Raw genomic sequence first — 17799 nt, forward strand, 5'->3', positions numbered from 1 at the left:
AACAGCCAGTAAGCAGCACATCTGCACAAAACCTTATCTAATCCCGGCAGAACATATGATCAATCTTCTCAACCTGACCCTTCCCGAGCTGGAAACCTGGCTTCAGACCGAACTGGGCGAACGCAAGTTCCGCGCCATGCAAATTTGGCAATGGTTGTGGCAGCGCATGGTTTGCGACTTTGAATCCATGACCAATATTTCAAAAGACTGCCGTGAAAAGCTGACCGCCAAGGCTGTCATTGTCTGGCCGGAGGTGGTCACGGTCGAGAAAAGCCAGGACGACACCACAAAGTTTCTGTTGCGGCTCGAAGACGGAGCCTTGGTTGAAACAGTGCTCATTCCCTCGGACTCGCGTGAAGGTGTGCGCCGCTGGACGCAGTGCGTGTCGTCGCAGGTGGGCTGCGCCATGGCCTGTACATTCTGCTCCACGGGGCAAATGGGTTTTGAACGCAACATGACCATGGCTGAGATTTTGGGGCAGATTCTTGTGGCCCGCGCGCACCTTGGCGACGACAGGCCGGAATGGCCCATGTTGCGCAATATTGTGTTCATGGGCATGGGCGAACCGCTGCTCAACATGCGCGAGCTCATGCGCTCCCTTGAGAGCCTGAATAATGCCAAGGGGCTGAATTTCTCCCCCCGGCGCATCACAGTCTCCACCTGCGGCATCGAAAAAGGCCTGCGCGAACTGGGAGACAGCGGCTTGGCCTATCTGGCGGTTTCGCTGCATGCGCCCACGCAGGAACTACGGGCCAAAATCATGCCCAAGGCCGCACGGTGGCCCCTTGACGAGATGTTTGAAGCACTCAAGTCATATCCGCTTAAAACACGAGAGCACATTACATTTGAGTATTTGCTGCTGGGTGGGGTCAACGATGGCCTGGAGCAGGCCAGGGATCTGGCGAGGCTGGTGGGCGACCTGCACGGCAAGCTGAACCTTATCGTCTACAATCCTGCGGAAGGTGCGCCCTACGCCGCGCCTACGGAAGAAAGCGTATTGGCCTTTGAACAGTACCTCTGGAGGCGCAAAATCACGGCCATACTGCGTAAGAGCAAGGGGCAGGACATCAAGGCAGCATGCGGACAGCTTAAGGCAGATCGGCAGGAAAAACAGGACTAGCGGGGCAAAGCCGAAAGGGAAATGCTCTAGCGACGGGCAGGCCTCCGCCTTGAAGTGCCGCAGCACGAATCAGCACTATCGCGGGGCCTCAGCCAACCGTAGCCGCCAGTCCAACGACGGCAGAGCCTGTAAATCAGCAGGGGCAGCAGGGCCAGGGCGCACACGAGATGCACCATTTTGACGGCTGCATACACGCCATCATATAAAGAAAAATCTGGCATATTGTGGACGATAAGCGCCAATCCGCTGATGGCCAGCCCCATCAGCAAAATGACGCGCAGTAAGCCACAGCGCGTCAGGCAGAAGGTACCGCGCCCCTGAAGACGCCAGACGGTAAAGGCGTAAGTTCCCAGAAACAACAATGCCGCAGATGAATAATAATGCGCAACTGAAGGCGCCCAGCTTGTACTTTGAATCAGCCCATAACGCCCAGCCTGCGGCAGATGCGCAAGGCCGCTCCATACGGCCGCGAGCATGCTGGCCAGCCACAGCACACTGAAGAATGAGGAAAAGAGCGAAGGCTGGTTCTTCATGGTTTGCGCCTCATCTTCCTTTCACGCCACAATCGAAGACCAGCCAGGGCCGCCCCTGCCACAGGGGCCAGCAGAACAGCGCGCAGCAGGCTGTTTTCCTTATCCATACTGGCACCTGCCGGGCGCAGGCTCGGCATGCCGAAGCCTACCTTTCCCTGACGCAGCATATTTGCCTCAATATCGCGAAAAAGCACCGAAGAAACATAGATGGTGTTTGTGCCGCCATTTTCTTTGAGTCCAAAAATATCTCCGCCCCGCTGCTCTGCCATTTCCTTGGCCAGCTTTGCCATTTCCTCACGAGGTCCTATGCGCATGGCCCCCTGCGGACAGGCCGTCACGCATGCAGGGCTTTCGCCAGCCTTGAGCAGAGAACTGCAATAATCACATTTGAACATCTGCCCGTTGCCAACATATCTGGGCGCAAGATTCAGGTAAGGGCCCACCCCCGCCTGACGCTGCGGGATGCCCCACGGACAGGCCCGGTCACAGGGGCCATCCCCCAGACAGGTGCTGCGATGGGAGTAAACTGCTCCTTCGTTGCTCTGGCGCAAGGAGCCAGTGCTGCAAAGAGTGACGCATTGAGGGTTCAGACAATGCAAACAGCGCCGGGGCAGATATATCCGCCGCTCCACACCGTTAACCGTGATGGCGCATGACTGAATAAAAAGCCAGTTGTAGGGAGTGAGCCGAGAGACTTCATCGCGGCGGGACGACCAGTCGTTGCCGCGCACCCATGATGGGTAAGGCCGGGGAATCGGCTGAGCAGGAAGGGGGATTTCTGCCAGATTTCTGTCGCGGCAGGCTGACACACAAGCTCCGCAACCATTGCAGAGATCCACATCAATGATGGTGGCACGGTCATCACCGCCGCCCCAGTTCTGCAAGCTTGAGGCCATAGAAGGAGTTGCACCCGCCAGCGATAAGCCCGCAGTGCCTGCCATGGCCTTAATGACTGACCTTCGCTGTAGAAGCAGCTTGTTGCCCATGAGAATGCCTTGCCTGTTACTGTCTTGCAGTAATCCTATAGGCCTGCCTTTACCGTGGCGTCAACGTCTCAGACAATTTGCCCGGGCACAGTCTGGTCATCCGGGTAATGGTTGCCACACCATGCCAAGCGCGATGACAGACAGTCCAGATGCGCATCAGGCAAGCGCAGCTTTTTCAAAAGGCGGCGGTGGTCTCCAACGCCAGAACAAGGCCAGCAAAGGCACAACGCCTGCCAGTTCTGCCAACTCACGCGGCGCAACCAGCCCTATCCCCCACCACATTCCTACGCAGGCGGCGCAGGCGGCAAGCATGAGTCCCCACTGCCCAACCGACATGGGGCGCGCGGCCCACTGAAAATAGCCAACTGTAAGCAGGGCCACCCAAACCTTGGTAATGGTGAGGGACAAGGCCGCACCTTCAAGGGGCATGGCTGGAATGAGAGTAAAGCAGCATATCAGATTGCACACCAGGCCCGTGAGATAAAATACCAGGAGCAGCCGATGCTGGCGCATGCCGATCATGGCGTATGCCGCGAGGTTGTGCAAAAAAGCCGTTGCCAGGCAAGGTGTAAGCAAACGCTGAGCGGTGACCGCACTTTGGTAGTTGGGGCCGTAAATCAGGGGAAGAAAGCGGTCGCTCTCCACACAGATAAGAAAAATAATGGGCAGCGATGCAGCCCAAAGGGAGCGTGCTGTCTGACCGGCCAGCTGGCGGAAAGCGGCTTTGTCCTGCTGCCACAGTTTTGCCAGCAGCGGAAAAATCACCTTGCCCAGCAATGCGCTGGAAACAAGCACCGACAGGCCTTCAACTGTTTCCCAGGCAACGCCGTAGCCCCCCACATCGGCATTTCCGCCATATTGCTTAAGGAAAATGACGTTGATCTTGTTATAAAACATGGCGCAGCCAGCCATGCAGGTAAAGATAAGGCCGTGCTTCATGTGACGGGCCAGATCTTTCATGCCATCAAGACCAACACCTGCCAGAGGATTGCGTTGCAAGGCCAGCAAGGCAAAAATGATGCACAGCACCGATTCCATGGGTTTGTAAAGGGCAATCACAATGGGCGGCGCTCCAAGCACCACGCAGGCAATGCCAAAGCCAATGCCCATCAGTGCGGAAGGCACACGGATGCGCATTTCCACATCCTGCCGCCCCCGCGCCTGGCAGAGCGCAAAAAAGGAATCGCTTACACCGTCGAGTCCCAGACCAGCAGCAATGCACATGACCACAAGCCGCAGCTCTGGCGTATAGTTTTGCCAGCCAGTCACAAGCCATGTAAAACAGAGGGCCAGAATAAGCACAACTAGCTTGAGCCAGGTGACTTCACCCAGCAGGGCCACCGGCCGCCCTTCGCGTCGGGCAAATGTCGAGAGCAGAAAATCGTTAAGCCCCACGTCGGCTACGGTTTTCACCAAGTAGCCGAACGTGAGCGCCAGCACGACCTGCCCCAGAATGTCGGGGCTGCGGCGTGCAAGAAGAATGGTAAAAGCGGTCCACGCCAGGTCGCGCGTCCACTGCGCACCCAGAATGTACCCCAATCGTCGGGGGATGCTTTTCAGCTTCATGAAACGGGTTTACCTGCTCCCTTTGAATCGCACCACAGCCTTGAACCCGGGCTTGAGTTCCAGACCAGGATTGGGAACAGTAAGCTCCACCGTGTAGTATGAAGGATTTGAAACGCTCATATCATTAGAAACCCAGGAAATTTCATTCACTGTACCCTTGAACTTCTTGTTGTTCAGCGAAGGAATTTCAACTTCCACCGAGTCGCCAGCCTTGATGCCGCTGATTTCGGCCTCGTAAACGGGCACCTGAATCAGCACAGGATCAAGCCGCCCCACACGCACAGGCGTGGTGCCAGCGGCCAACAGGGAACCGGGGTTGAGCGTTGCGTCAAGCGACAGCACATAGCCGTCAATGGGCGAGGTAAGCGTAAGCGAGGCAGGCAGGCGTTCGCCTTCCTTGATGGTCGTGCCGAAATAGCCGCTCAGTTCTTCAAGGCGAGCGGCAAAGTTCTGCTCAGATTTCTGGATGGTCACACGTAAAAGTTCAATGCGGCGCTTCAGGGAGTGCACATCGTCTTCCAAACGGCTGGATGCCTGGGCAGAACCAAGCCCCGAGGCTGCAAGCTGACGGGCCTTGTTACGTTGGGCCGAGATTTCTGCAAGCTTGCGCTCAAGGTCAAGCACCTGCCCCCTCAGATCCTCCGTGGCGGCCCCAGTGGTCACTTCTCTTTGAAGCACCCGCTCGGCCTCTTCCTGAAGGTGGTAACGCATCAGCGGGGCACCCTTGGCAATGGCTTCGCCGGGCTTGACCAGCACTTCATCCACAACAGCGTTAAACGGCACAGGCACAGCGCGCGTGACCGTTGTAACGACCTTGCCGGTCAGAATGGTCGCTCCAGCGCCTATGGAACCATTATCCGCAGCAGAGGCTGCGTTCTGAAACATCAAAAAAGCAGCAAGCAGCATGACAGCAGACAAGGCTGCGGCAAAGCTACGACGCCTCCCGTGCGACAGCGTTTTCTTATACATACCCAGCATTACAGCAACTCCTTAGCAGGCAGGCCGAGGAAGCGTTGGGCCAGCGAATTGGACAGATCCATCCACTCAAGCTGGGCCAGTTTATAGTCAAGCTCAGCATTGATGTAGGCTATGCGCGCCTGAACCATGTCTTCCTGCTTGGAGGCCATGTCGGGCAACTGCGCAATGCCTTCGTGGAAAGAAATCTGGGCTTCCTTGTACTGCATGCTGGCCGTATCCAGACGGGTCTTGGCGAGCTTGAGTTCCGTTTCGGCCAGGGCTACCCGCTGCTCGCTCTGGAGCCATTTGTTGGAGTAGTCCGTACGCTTGCGGGCCAGTTCGTGGAAGGCCTGGGCCTTGCCCATGCGCGCAGTCTGTACGCCACGGTATCTGCGCCCCCAGTCGATAAGCGGAAAGTCAAAGGTCAGGTGCAAAAATGTGTCTTCAGTCCCGCTCGTGGGCTGATACTGGCCCGCCGGAGGACTATTGTTCACGGCAATGGACATGGTCGGCATATACTGGGCCCAGGCGACCATGATATTGTAATCGCCCAGGGTCACCTGTCCGCGAAGCAGCAGGTCATCTTCTGTGGCAGGCCAGCGTTCTTCCCAGGTGAGCTTGCGGCCATCAAAACCGGCCAGCACGGAATCAGCGCTCTTGGTATCCACCTCAAGCCTCTGCTGCGGCTCAACGCCAGCAAGAATCTTGAGCTGCGTACGCTGCATGACTTCCCGCATCCGGGTCTGCTCCAGCTTGAGTTCAAGCTCGCGCTGGTGCTGAATGGCCATGTTGAGCGAAACCCCCTGTCGGCCATCAACAGCCTCAACCTTCTTCCAGTAATCCACAAGCTCCTTGCCAAGCGGCAGCAGCTCTTTCTGCGCTTCCACAATCTTCTGCTGGGCCTGAAGCTGGAGATAGGCCTCGCCAATCTTGCCAATGGCCTTGCCCACGGCTTTGCGGTGGGTGGAGATTGCCAGATTGACCATGGCCGTCTGCACCTTGTGCTCAAAATAGGTGGCCATGGGATTGGGAAAGGCAGCGTAAAAGCCCACACGGAACCGGGTTTGGCCGTAATCGCTGGGCGTATCCTTGTTGTCCATATTATACCTGGTCAGGTTGTTGGACACGGTAAAATTCATGTGAGGCTCGGGAAGGTACTTCCACACGGCGTCCGTCTGGGCAAGACGCTTGATTTCAATATTCACGGCGCTGTTGACCAGGGCAGGCGACTGCTGGATGGTCAGGAACACGCAGTCTTCAAAGGAAAAAACCTTCTTGGGATCATAGAGGTTCGGCACTGCGGCTTCAAGCTTGGCCTTGTTTTCAACAGGCACGCCTGGGGCTTCTTCAAGCCAGTGCTTGGCGGGAAGTTCCGGCGACTTGAGCCCGGCCTTGTTGGAACAGGCTCCGGCAAGCAGGGCCGCCACAAGCAGCAGCGGCAGGAAAAGACGTGTAGTAAGGTTTGCTTGTGCAGTGAGCATCTGGCACCCTTCGCGCCGTTGCGCTTTGCGCGACGCTGAGCAGATTGAGTGTTTATGCCGAAGGATTCACGACAGGGGAAAGCCCGGCCTGATCGCTTCGGTCAAATTCAAGATGGTGAATTGTCAAAAAAACATGCCCTTCCTGATCAATGACCTGCGCGTCAAAACGACGCAGCCGTGCATTGGCCCAGGAACGTTGCATCAATATGCGCAAGTGCCCATCTGCACGAGAAGGCCCGATGCGGATAAAGCCCACAGCATGCAAAGCCCACTCCTGCATGGCGGCAGCAAGAGCGGCAGTGTCAGAAAAATCCTTGGAGTATTCGGATGTTATGGCAAGCCATGCAGCCTGCAATACGCCCTCCACCACAAGCATGTCGCCAGTATAGCCAGAATCAGCTCCGGGGGCAATGCATGTCTGGGGCAAACTCAACACGCCAGAAAACAGGTCATCGGGCAGTGTGCAGAAGTTTTCCACAAAGCGCCACTCACGGCCAAGCCCGGCTGCTTTATAAAACGGCGCAGTGTCCAGTGCAGGACTTGCCACGGAAGCCGCCGCGGGCACCTCTTCCCATAGGGGGCGCACACTGCTGCGATGGGCCGCAAGCCATACCATCCCCTCGCTTACCGGTGCATACTGGGCAGTATGCCTGCCGTTGGGCGTCAAACCGCGCACTGAAAGCTCACTGCGGCACATGCGCGTCATGACTTTTTCCTGCAGCAGCCAGGGTTCGGCCTCAGCTGTCACCCGGCATTCGCGGGTAATGCCGGGCGGTAATTCCGGCGCATCAAAAAAACGCAAATCGCAAAAGCCAGTAACTGTCAGCCAGGGCAAAGCTTGCCTCGAGCTTTCGAGCATGGCCTCCAGACTGCGGCAAACCGGCAGGCGTGGCGCAGCAGAGCCAAGACAGTTGCCCTGCTGCGCTCCGTGCAGGGCCAGCGTTTTGTCGGCAAAATGCGAAAAATGGCAGCCTCCCTGAAACAGGGTGGCGGTTGAGCGGTATGCGGGCTGTAGCTCGGGAAACACCAGCGGGAACCTCAATGGATTCTCCTTGATGATGTCCCGAATGGACGGTTCCTCGCAAACAACCTGGCCGTCAATGGCTCCTGGCCGTACCCAGAGTACCTGTTCGGCTGTGCCGCAAAAAATTTCACGCGCCAGCATGTCGCCCCATTCGTCAAGGCTCGCTCTTTCAGGGCCGTGCAGCATGCGGATTGCCCGCACCGCCACACCATGAGCGTGAGCCGCCGCATCCAGAGCTTTTTCCAGCGGGGCGTCAAAAATACAGTTCTCCACTTCGGGCGGCAGCACGGAGCAACTGCCGACAAAGCGCAAGCCGTGCGGCACGGCGGCCGCAATGGCCGCTTCCATCAACGCACCAAGATGCTCCGGCGCAGCATGTGGCGGTACATCATCAGCAGAAGGCGCAACCATGATGCCAGTCGGGACAGGCGGCACAAAAAACAGCCCGTCCACTCGGCCTTGTGCCTGCGCGAAATCTGCTACGGCCGTCTGCAACTGACTGGCTACAAGAGCGGTTTCGCCGCCTTTTTCCAGGTCGATATCAAGCGGCACCACACTTGCCCCGGCCTTGGCAAGGGGAGCACACCGCTCAAGCAGCGGCTGGGGCACACCCAGCACGCATCCCAAAGGTGCAATGCCGCTCAGCAGGCGGGGCAATATGTGAGCGTCCAGCACGCAGAGGAGCACCACATCGCCAGGCTGCAGATTTATCCCGGAAGCACTGGGATCAAGCGGCAGTGGATCAAGGCGCAGCTCGTTATTGCTCCCAACAGCGGGCAAGGCTTTAAGGGGGGCAAACCTGCGCAGAGGCTCCGCACAGAGCTTTGCAGTTGCACTGGCCCTTTCTGCGGTATGTTCAGCCTGCCCAGAAAACGCCGAACCGCCGGAAAGCACCCGGCCAAGATCTCCAATGGTTGATACCTGCAGCAGATCTTCAAAATTGACGGCAATGCCAAGGGCCTTTTCCACATCCTGCACAATATGGGGAAAGCGACTGGAGCGCAGGGCAAGATCATACCGCAAGTCCATTTCTGGGCGCAGATCTTCAACCGGCCTGCCGCAGGCCTGCGCCAGAATTTGCAGAACCACCGCCATGCTTTCGGCATAGGATGCCATTGCAGGTGCGGAATCCGGCGCAACGGCAGCAGAATCGGCGAATTCAGCCGGTGCTGTTTCCATGACACTGGATTGCGGTGCATCTGATGCTGCCGAAGCGCAGGTATTTGCACCATTGCCAACCACAGCGGGGCGTAAACCGCAGTGGGGCGCCGGCTTGCAGGCCAGCATGCGGGCTTCGCCGCCGCTTGCCGCCTGCCCTGCCCGCCGGGCCACGGCATCACGCCGCAGATACCCCAGCGAATACAGATGGGCGCAAGCCTGACGCATGCCCTCGACCTCTTTCCCCTTGCGGCCTGCGGTCAGGCATTTTGCCTGCGGCTCATTGTCAGCAGCGAGGCTGCACAACGTATCCTGCGGACCCAGTTCAAGAAAATACCGTATACCCTCACGGTTCCACATGGTCTGCACACATTCTGTCCACCGCACGGAATTCTCATCAAGATCGGCGATGTACTGGCAGATGGAGGGCTGATCCTCTGGATAGAAATCTGCGGTGATCCCACTCAGAATGGGCCTCTCGGGCGCAGACATGTCGAGGGCGCTCAGGCGGCGCAAAGAAATGTCGCGCAAAACGCGCATGCTGGGATGGTGAAAAGCCAGGCTGACATTGAGTACAATGGCAGGGATGCGGCGCTTGCGCAGGCTTTTGCGGGCTTCCTGCAGCACCCCGCGGGGGCCGCTCAGAATAAACTGATGCGGCGTGTTGTAATTGGATACGTACAGGGCGGGCCATGTGGCACAGGCTTCGTTGATGATCTCGGCATCTGCATGCACGGCCATCATGCCTGTTTCGCGGGAGGCCCCTGCCTCCAGCTCCGACATGTGTACGGCGCGCGTGTCCAGAATATACCATGCCACTTCAGGGGCCAGTATACCTGAAAAACAGAGTGCGATCATTTCGCCAAGGCTGTGGCCGCAAAAAAGCGAAGGATTCAGCCCCAGAGAAGCCAACACGCTCCACTGGGCATACTCCAGCATGAATACGTAAGGAGATTGCCAGCGGGTAAGGCTGATTTTCTCCACGCCCGTTTCATCCATGAGGCCAAGAACGTCCCAGTCCGCCACGGCGGCAATGCGATCCATGGCCGCTCGGGCTGCGGGGAAATTGTCATACAGTTCGCGGCCCATTCCGGGCCAGACCGCGCCAAGACCGCAACACATCACCGCCAAAGGCGGCGGGCCTTCAGCCCGATCCGGCGCAATCCACAGACCGCGCGCTTCCAGCCGGGCAAGGGCTTCGGCATCGGGATTTGATGGCAGAGCCAGTAATTCCTGCCGCCATGCGGGGTTGATGGCACCGATGCGCCACTGCTGGCCAGCCTGTTGCAGGTCGGCATAACGCACGCCATCAAGAACTATTTCGTCTTGGAGTGTGCCTGGTACTGGATTTTCGTAGTCCTGACGCATATCTTTGTGCCTGTAAAGGGCCAAGGCCCGGCAACCCGACAGGGCCGAGGCAGGGCAAAAGGGGGGCATAGCAGCCGCTTGGGTAAAGGATTATGTTAGTAGATATCATCATGCTTGTCCAGACAGTGCCCGCAAACTCTTTTACCACGCAGCCCAACAGGACTGCACTGTCTGCAAAGCTTTCAACAGAGCCGCCCCACACGCGACTTGCCATAACATCTTGCTTTGGCTATACTGACGCCTTACAATGTTGCGCCTGCCGGATTTCGGCCCTCATCTGGCCCACCAGGCACGGCTTTTTTGGACAAATTTACGAGGACGAGGCATGAAGAACAACCATTCCTATCAGGCTGGCCAAGAGGCGGTGCAAACTCCCGCCGCCGCCGAAAGCAGCGCTTCCGGATTTAACCGCACGCGTTCCAAGCTCGCCTTTGATCGGCTTGTGGAAATGGGAGCCAAGATGGGGATGGAAAATCCTCTGTTTCTTTGCCATGAGCGCGCGGCCAAGGCCACCACGTTCATTTCCGGCAAAGAATATCTCAATTTTTCCACGTACGACTATCTGGATATCAACGCTCACCCCGAGATCACCGCTGCCGTCAGCGAAGCCGCTGCCATTTACGGCACCTCTGCTGGCGCCAGCCGCCTGGTCGGCGGCGAACGTCCGCCCCACCGTGAGCTTGAACGCGCCTTTGCCGACCTGTACGGTGTGGAAGACTGCATCATATATGTGAGCGGCCACGCCACCAATGTCTCGACCCTTGGCTTTCTTTTCGGCCACCGCGACGCCATTTTCCATGACGGTCTGGCTCACAACTCGCTGGTTCAGGGCGCGCGTCTCTCCGGCGCATCGCGCTACTCATACGCCCACAACGATTGCGATGCCCTTGAAGAAATGCTCAAGGCCAAACGCGCCGAGCACAAGCGCGCCGTTATCGTTACCGAAGGCCTGTTCAGCATGGACGGCAACATCCCCGATCTGCCGCGCATCATTGAACTGAAAAAACGTTATGACTGCATGCTGCTTGTGGACGAAGCCCACTCCCTTGGCGTGCTTGGCGCAACGGGCCGTGGCGCGCACGAGCATTTCAATATTGACCCCACCGATGTGGATATGTGGATGAGCACGCTCTCCAAATCCATGTGTGGTTGCGGCGGCTTCATTGCTGGCAGCCACGAGCTGATCGAATTTCTCAAGTACGGTTCGCCGGGCTTTGTTTTCAGCGTGGGCATGCCCCCCATTATCGCCGTAGCCTGCCACAAGGCTCTGGACATCATGCTGCGCGAACCCGAGCGGGTGCACAAGCTGCAGAAGATTTCGCACTTCTTTGTGGACTACGCCGCCAGCATTGGCCTTGATACGGGCGCAGCTCAGGGCTACGCCGTTGTGCCGGTCATGGTGGGCGACCCCATGGTGGCGGGCTTTTTGTCCAACGCACTGTTCAAGCGCGGCATCTATGTGATGCCCATCACCTTCCCTGCTGTCAAAGAAGGCACTGACCGTCTGCGTTTCTTCCTTTCCGCAGCCCATACGGAAGAACATATCCGCACGGCGCTGGATGCCGTGAAGGAAGAAATCCCCAAGGCCTGGGCCATTGTGGACGACTACAAGCGCCAGAACGCCAGCGAGAGCGGGCAGGCGTAACTTCATAGCGACCCGTGTTGCGCGGTCGAACTGTCGCTTGAGCGGGCGTTATATCGCCCGCTTGAGGATCGCAACGGTGCGATTGTGAGACATGTTCGCATTTTCGGGCAGATGGAACCTCCGTCTGCCGTGCCGGGCCAAGTGGCCCGGCTCTTGTTTGCAGCGGAGAAAACCATGACGCATATTGACGGCGCAGAAGCAGAGCAGAGCGCATCACAACCGAAAATGGACGCCTTGCCGGTTGTTGCCTATGTTCTGCTTTGGTTTCCCCTCTCCTCCGAAACGTTCATCTTTCGCGAGGTGGTGCAGCTTATGGCGCGGGGATTGCCTGTGCGCGCCTATACCATGTATGGTAAAAGCCTGAGCGGCTGTAGCGAAGAAATGCGCAAGTTTACCGGGCCGGTGGAACGCATGGGCGTTGGCGGCACAGTGCGCATTCTCCGGGCTTTCATACGTGCACTTTCACGCAATCCGCTCAAGGTCTGGGGCCTCATGCGTATGGGATTTTTTCATCGCATGCGCAACATGGAGTCCCTGGGTGAAAATCTGTGGTGCTTCATGGCAGGTTTTTTGCTCGCCGAATTGTGCGTGAGGGATGGCGTCAAGCTTATTCACTCCCCGTGGGCCAACGGTCCGGCAACGGCATCATGGGTGGCTTCGCGTCTTACAGGCATTCCCTTTGCCTTTACGGGCCGCGCTGGCGACATCTACCCGGAAGACGGCCTGCTGCGGGAAAAATCTGCAGACGCGCTCTTCATCCGCACCAACAACCACGCCAATGTGAGTTGGCTGCGCAAGTTCTGCCCTGTCGGGCAGGAATATAAAGTTCACGCCATTTACAACAGCCTTACATTTACCCCCAAGGGGCAGTGTGCAGTCAGCATGCGCCCCCCTTACCGTCTGCTGGCGGTGGGGCGTTTTGCGCGCACCAAGGGTTTTCCCGACCTGCTCTCCGCCATGGCGCGCCTGCAAAGAGAAAATGTACCTGTGAGCCTTACCCTCGTGGGCAATGGACGCTGGAGGCTCAAGCTCATGGGTATGCGTGACCGGCTGGGCCTTAAAAATATCGTGCACATGCCCGGTTTTATCCCGCACGATCAGATCTGCGGCTACATGCTCGACCACGACATGCTCATCATGCCGAGCGTTGTCCATTCCAACGGCGACCGCGACGGCATCCCCAACGTGATCATGGAAGCTCTCTCGCACGGCATGCCCGTTATTGCCACGGACGTGTGCGGCATCTCCGAAGTAATCATCAACGGAGAAACCGGTCTGCTTACCCCGCAACGCAACCCGCACGCTCTTGCCGATGCCGTACGGCATATGGTTGAAGACCGGGAGCACGCAAGCCGCATGGCCGAGGCAGGCCGCGCCCGCGTTGAAAAAATGTTTGACCGGGAAAACAACATCACGGCCCTGCTGCGCCTTTATGTGGATGAAAGCCGTCGTTACTGGAGCCATTCCGGCGGACAGACCGGAAGCTCCGCAGAGGACGACATCCCTGCCGCCATGAAAGCCGGAGCGGCGGGTCACGCATGAGCATCAAACAGCCGCTCTATCTGGCCGTCAGTCTGGATGTTGAAGAGGAAGGCCTCTTTGGCGGGCACTACGCCCGCCGTGGCTTTTCAACGCGCAACACCGCCAGCCTGAGAGCATTGACCCCTTTCTGCACCATGGGCGTACGCCCCACGCTTTTCTGCGCCCACAGCGTATTGGCGGACAAAACATCCCACGAGACCCTGGCATGGCTGCGTGACGAGCACCACGCAGAAATTGGCGCGCACCTGCACCACTGGAACACGCCGCCTCTGGCACTGGACGGGTCGGAGCAAACCCTGCCCGACATGGCCGACAGCGTACCAGCAGCAGCACTGTCCAACGACCTGTTCGCCGCCAAACTCGCTGCGCTTATGAAGGCAGGCCGGGCAGTGCAGAGCGCGCCGCTCACTTCCTTCCGCATGGGCAGATGGGATCTCCACCGCCAGCACTGGCCTCTTTTGGCCGCCGCAGGCATCCTTTGCGATGCCTCAGTGCGCCCCCTGCACTGCGCGCCCACGCCACTGCAGGGACCCAACCATTTTGACGCGCCAGGCACTCCATACTGGGTTTCGGTGGGAGACGACAGAATTTTTGAAGTTCCTCTTACCGTGACCCCTCTCGTTCCGCAGCTTCCGGCCCTGTTGCGCAGCGTGTCCGGCCCGACTGGCAAAAAAATACGCGCCAGCCTGAAAAACTGGGGAGCACTGGCTCTGCTGCCAGTTTACCATCCCCTGTGGGCCATGTGCGCCATTACAAAAATTTTTGCGGCCCGTGGCGGACGGGTGCTTTCCCTGACCTGGCATTCATCAGAAATGATGCCCGGCGGCACGCCTCACCTGCCTGACGCCGCAGCTGTGGCGCGCTTCACGCGCAAAGTTGCCGACTGGCTCAACTGGCTGCACAGGCATTACAGTGTGCGGTGCGTGACCATGGACGAACTGCGCTGCGAGCTTGGGCCAACGGCCCCCACCCTGCTGGGCAAGGGCGACTGGACTGGCGGGCCTGCAACCCCATAGCTCTGTTTTTCAAGAGAAATTTTACAAGCAACCCGTGATCATACATGCACAAAGAGACGGCGACAGCATTAATACCCAGCAACCCGCTGAGAAAAGCCCGCCGCATTTGGAGACAACCATGACGGAAACCAGCACCAAGGCCTCCCGCCCCGTATTCAAGACGGGCCTGCCGCACGTGGCCTATGTTCTGCTGTGGTATCCGCTGTTTACACAGCCCTTTATCTTCAGGGAAGTGGAAGGCCTCAAGGGGCTGCTGCCGCTTTCCGTCTACAGCCTGTACGGCCCCAACCTGCGCCACTGCTCCAACGAAATGCGGGCCGTGGCCGGAGAAACGCGCACCTACGGCATGCGCGCCCTGGGGCGTGTGCTGGGTGAATGCTTCCGGCAAATTGCGCTGCACCCTTTGCGTTCTGGACGCCTCTTCCGCAAGGCCATATTCCGCCGCTGGCGCAGCTGGGAAACCCTGGGTGAAAACCTTTGGGCATTCTGCGCCGGCATGTACCTGGGCCGCCTGTTCAGCGAGGCTGGCATAGACATGATCTACGCTCCATGGCCGCGCGGCACTGCCACAGCTGCCTGGGTTGCCTCGCAGATCGCCGGGTTGCCCTTTGCCACCGCCGCGCGCGGCGACAATCTGGAGCCAGCCGACCCGGATCTCGGCGACAAACTGACCGCAGCTTTCTTTGTACGTGCCAACAACGAGGCGGACAAAACCCGTATCGAGGTTTTTGCCAAGGGGCAGGCCAAGGGCAAGGTGGAGCTGATCTACAACAGTCTTACCCTGCCGCCCTTGCCAGAAACTGATATTCCCGCAAGCGTCGCCGCACCCAAGGCACAGGAAAATGCCCAGACACAACAGCCCATGGAGCGCCCCGTGCGTCTTCTGGCTCTGGGGCGGTTTGACGTTACCAAGGGTTTTGACGTGCTGATCAAGGCCTGTGCCATCCTGCGCGACAGGGGCGTGGATTTCAGGCTTACCCTTGCAGGCGGCGGCGGCGCGGTTATGGGTCTTGGACGTATGGAAGCCGAGATATTGCGCCTGCGCGAGGAGCTACGGCTTGAAGACCGGGTGCTGCTGCCGGGCATTATTTCGCACAACGAACTGCCGCACATCCTGGCCGAGCACGACATTTTTGCAGCGCCCTGCGTGGTGCACGAATCTGGCCGCCGCGACGGCATTCCCAACACGGTTATTGAAGCCTTGGCCTACGGCCTGCCCGTGGTGAGCACCACGGTCAACGCACTGCCTGAAGTGGTGATCAACGGTAAAACCGGCCTTGCCGTGCCGCCCAACGATCCCGAGGCTCTGGCCGATGCCCTGCAATGCCTTGCCGATAACGACGCTCTGGCTCAGGAACTGGCGCGCAACGGCAAACAGCTTGCGGCGGATATGTTTGACCCGACCCGCAACAATCGGCGTCTGGCAGATATTTTCATCAAACATTACACGATCTGGAAACAAAAATGTGCGGTATAGCTGGCATTTGCCAAGTTGACGCCTCGCCTCTCACTCCCGAAGCCGGGCAGTGGGTCAAGGCCATGACCGATCGCATGTCCCATCGCGGCCCCGATGGTGAAGGACAGTGGAGCAGCGGCCCGGTCTGCCTTGGGCACAGGCGGCTCTCCATCATCGACCTTTCCGGCGGCGGCCAACCCATGCACAGCGCCGACGGTCAGATGACCGTCACCTTCAACGGTGAAATATACAATTATGCCGAGCTCAAAGAACAGTTGACCGCCCTTGGCGGACAATTTCAGACCAGTTCCGACACGGAAGTCATTCTTGAGGGCTACCGCATATGGGGGCCGGACTGTCTGGCCCGCTTTGACGGCATGTTTGCCTTTGCCCTGTGGGACAACCAGCAGCGCCGTCTGTTCTGCGCCCGCGACCGCTTTGGCAAAAAGCCATTTTTCTATACCGTGCAGCACGGCAGGCTGTATTTTGCCTCCGAACTGACCGGGATTGAACAGTTGCGCCATCTGAGCCTGACCATGAACCCGCAGGCCGTTATGCGCTATCTGGCCTACGAATATGTGCCCACGCCGCACAGCGTCTACACAGAGGTGCAGAGCCTGCCGCCTTCGCACATGTTGCTGCTGCAGGATGGCAATCTGAGTATTTCCCGCTACTGGGATATGCCCATGCCCGATGAGTCCGACAGGCGCAGCGACAATGAGCTTTGCGAAGAACTGCGCTTTCTGCTCTCACGGGCGGTACGCCGCCGTATGGTCAGTGATGTGCCGCTGGGTGTCTTTCTTTCCGGCGGCATTGATTCTTCCATTGTGGCGGGGCTCATGGCCCGCCAGTCTTCCACGGCCATCAAGACATTTTCCATCGGCTTCAGCGAGGCCAGCTACGATGAGTCGCGCTATGCCCGCATCGTGGCCAAGGCCTTTGCCACCGACCACCATGAACGCGTGCTTTCCGCCGAGGAATGCGCAGATACCCTGCCCGGCATCATCAGCCGCATGGACGTGCCAATGGCGGATGCGTCCGTTGCCCCCACATGGCTGCTTTCCGGCGTCACGCGCGAAAAGGTCACCGTGGCTCTTGGCGGCGACGGCGCGGACGAACTGTGGGCGGGGTACGAACACTATATCGGCTTCAAGGTTGCCCAGTGGTACAATGCTGCCCCCTCTGCGCTGCGCAAGGGCATCATAGAACCGCTTGCGCAATTGCTGCCTTCCTCTGCGGGGTACATCAACCCCCGCCTGGCCGTTGCCACATTCCTGCGGGCGGCGCATGCCCCGGCATGGCAGCGGGTGCAGACCATGCTCACGGCCTTTACGCCCGACATGCAGGAATCCATTCTGGATAGCGCTTTCAAGGCGCAACAGCCCGGTTTTCTGGCTCCCGAAGTTCTCTTTGCCCCCACGCGCGAACACTATGACCACTGGCAGCCGCAAAACGCCGCCACGCCGCTTGCCCGCGCTTTCCACGTGTATGCCCGCCAGTTCATGCTTGATGATATCCTGGTCAAGGTTGACCGTTGCTCCATGCTGCACAGCCTGGAGGTTCGCGCGCCGTTCCTTGACAAGGATGCGGCGGAGTTTGCCGCACGCCTGCCCGTGAGCAGGAAACTGCACGGCTTCAAGCGCAAGTGGCTGCTCAAAAAGGCTTTTGCCGAGCTGCTGCCGGATGAAATCCTGTACCGCAACAAACGCGGTTTCCAGATTCCTGTGGCAGAGTGGCTGCGCGGCCGCATGCGGCCCCTCATGGAAGACCTGCTGAGCGAATCCACCCTGAAGGCGCAGGGCATATTCAACCATCAGGCGGTTCGCGCCCTTATGGACGAGCATGTCTCCGGCAGGGCCGACCTGCGCAAGCCCCTCTGGACGCTGCTGGTCTTCCAGCTGTGGTGGAGGGCTCGCCATCCCTGAGCCTGCCCCGCTTGCCACCATC

General features: G+C 58.7%; 12 protein-coding genes. 6 read left to right on the forward strand and 6 right to left on the reverse strand.

The features are described from left to right. The first annotated feature begins 55 nt into the window (after positions 1-55). Positions 56-1120, forward strand: a complete 1065-nt coding sequence (gene rlmN, locus RDK48_RS00500; protein WP_298996028.1) for a 23S rRNA (adenine(2503)-C(2))-methyltransferase RlmN — start codon at positions 56-58, stop codon at positions 1118-1120. Positions 1121-1146: 26 nt separating this feature from the next. Here the strand turns inward: rlmN and RDK48_RS00505 are convergent, their stop codons facing one another. From RDK48_RS00505 to RDK48_RS00530, 6 genes are all read right to left on the reverse strand, one after another. Then, complete coding sequence (locus RDK48_RS00505; protein ID WP_298996030.1) at positions 1147-1653, reverse strand: FeS-binding protein; 507 nt, start codon at positions 1651-1653, stop codon at positions 1147-1149. Beyond that, a complete protein-coding gene (locus RDK48_RS00510; protein ID WP_298996031.1) occupies positions 1650-2639 on the reverse strand; it encodes a 4Fe-4S dicluster domain-containing protein in 990 nt (329 codons plus the stop codon). The genes RDK48_RS00505 and RDK48_RS00510 overlap by 4 nt, the downstream gene beginning before the upstream one ends. Before the next feature lie 156 nt (positions 2640-2795). Continuing rightward, the gene (locus tag RDK48_RS00515; RefSeq protein ID WP_298996032.1) at positions 2796-4205 is read right to left on the reverse strand and encodes an oligosaccharide flippase family protein; all 1410 of its coding nucleotides are present in this window, start codon (positions 4203-4205) and stop codon (positions 2796-2798) included. A gap of 9 nt (positions 4206-4214) precedes the next feature. Then, entirely contained in the window at positions 4215-5183 is a 969-nt protein-coding gene (locus RDK48_RS00520) for an HlyD family secretion protein (RefSeq protein ID WP_298996034.1), read from the reverse strand. Next, on the reverse strand, positions 5183-6643 hold the full coding sequence (locus RDK48_RS00525) for a TolC family protein (protein WP_298996036.1): 1461 nt from the start codon (positions 6641-6643) through the stop codon (positions 5183-5185). Before RDK48_RS00525 ends, RDK48_RS00520 begins: the two co-directional genes overlap by 1 nt. 52 nt (positions 6644-6695) lie before the next feature. Continuing rightward, on the reverse strand, positions 6696-10193 hold the full coding sequence (locus RDK48_RS00530; RefSeq protein WP_298996038.1) for an acyltransferase domain-containing protein: 3498 nt from the start codon (positions 10191-10193) through the stop codon (positions 6696-6698). Positions 10194-10518: 325 nt separating this feature from the next. On the opposite strand from RDK48_RS00530, the gene RDK48_RS00535 reads away from it, so the two are divergent. The 5 genes from RDK48_RS00535 (at position 10519) to asnB (ending at position 17777) form a co-directional block, all read left to right on the forward strand. After that, positions 10519-11838 carry an aminotransferase class I/II-fold pyridoxal phosphate-dependent enzyme gene (locus tag RDK48_RS00535; protein WP_215648357.1) on the forward strand — a complete coding sequence of 440 codons (1320 nt, stop codon included), beginning with the start codon at positions 10519-10521 and terminating at the stop codon, positions 11836-11838. A gap of 174 nt (positions 11839-12012) precedes the next feature. Further along, a complete protein-coding gene (locus RDK48_RS00540; protein ID WP_374042242.1) occupies positions 12013-13380 on the forward strand; it encodes a glycosyltransferase family 4 protein in 1368 nt (455 codons plus the stop codon). Then, positions 13377-14396 carry a glycosyl transferase family 1 gene (locus RDK48_RS00545; protein ID WP_298996041.1) on the forward strand — a complete coding sequence of 340 codons (1020 nt, stop codon included), beginning with the start codon at positions 13377-13379 and terminating at the stop codon, positions 14394-14396. Before RDK48_RS00540 ends, RDK48_RS00545 begins: the two co-directional genes overlap by 4 nt. Positions 14397-14514: 118 nt before the next feature. Further along, positions 14515-15873, forward strand: a complete 1359-nt coding sequence (locus RDK48_RS00550; protein ID WP_298996043.1) for a glycosyltransferase family 4 protein — start codon at positions 14515-14517, stop codon at positions 15871-15873. Continuing rightward, entirely contained in the window at positions 15861-17777 is a 1917-nt protein-coding gene (gene asnB / locus RDK48_RS00555; RefSeq protein WP_022659744.1) for an asparagine synthase (glutamine-hydrolyzing), read from the forward strand. Before RDK48_RS00550 ends, asnB begins: the two co-directional genes overlap by 13 nt. The last annotated feature ends 22 nt before the right edge of the window (positions 17778-17799 follow it).

It is taken from the genome of uncultured Desulfovibrio sp. (genome assembly GCF_902477725.1).
Taxonomy (GTDB): domain Bacteria; phylum Desulfobacterota; class Desulfovibrionia; order Desulfovibrionales; family Desulfovibrionaceae; genus Desulfovibrio.